This window comes from Gluconobacter albidus (genome assembly GCF_002723915.1).
Lineage (GTDB): Bacteria > Pseudomonadota > Alphaproteobacteria > Acetobacterales > Acetobacteraceae > Gluconobacter > Gluconobacter albidus.
This window is the reverse complement of sequence record NZ_BEWL01000047.1, coordinates 1-919: the sequence shown is the minus strand read 5'-3', so window position 1 is coordinate 919 and position 919 is coordinate 1. Positions and strand designations below refer to the sequence as shown.

Sequence of the window (919 nt, the reverse complement as noted above, 5' to 3'; positions counted from 1 at the left end):
CGCTGTCGGCGCAGGTTATAGGCGTGATTGAACCCATGCAGCAGGACTTCGAGATCCGTGTGGTGTGCGACGTTGATCGGCAGAACCTCGGTTGCGATGCGACCGTTGAACCGCTCGACCATACCGTTCGTCTGAGGGGAATACGCTCTGGTTCGCCGACGATCGACATTCTGACAGGCTTTCTCGAAGGCGTCTGCAGTAAAGCACGAGCCTCGGTCGGTCAGGATATGCGTGATCCGGAAAGGAAAGGCGGTTTTGACGGTCTTTAGAAAATCGACGGCATTGGCAGCATTCTCGGCGTCGTAGACGGCCAGATGCACGAAACGTGAGCAGCGGTCGATCTCGACATACAGGAAGCGTTTACGGGCCTCGCCATCTTTGGTTTGCAGCTTCGGCAGATGCTTCACGTCGATATGGACATAGCCCAGGTCGTAGTCCCGGAATGTGCCGTCGCCGCGCACGGGACAAACTCTCTCCTTCGTCGGCCGTCGGTTGAGCCCTGCGTCCTTAAGAATACGCCAGACGCTATCTCTGTTGAGGTGAGGCAGGAAGTGCCGCAGCACGAACGTCAGGTCATCGAGCCCGAATTCGGTGGCGCGACGAAGATGACAGACAATCGCGCGCTCTTCCTCGGTCGTTTTCCAGGCCAGTAACCGGGGTTTACTGCTTCGATCCGTGCATCCCTCGGCTCCACGCCTGCGCCATTTGCGCACCGTCTCGTCGCTGACGCCGAAGCGTCGCGCCAACACCCCGGTCCCTTCCATCGAGCGTGCAATTTCGGCCCGGACGACAGGTGTGGTGCGGGATTGCGGATGGATCTGATGCATTAACAATCACTCCGGCGTTCAACGTCAAACCAGGGGGCGTAAGCGGCAATAGCCCACGATACGCCGTCCCAATGACGTCTCACAACCTGACA

General features: G+C 58.7%; 1 protein-coding gene. It reads right to left on the bottom strand.

Annotation, left to right across the window (positions count from 1 at the left end):
• Window positions 1-827, bottom strand: an 827-nt coding sequence (locus tag GAL01_RS15400; RefSeq protein WP_099253409.1) for a DDE-type integrase/transposase/recombinase, incomplete at its 3' end; no start/stop codon positions are given.
• Window positions 828-919: the final 92 nt, after the last annotated feature.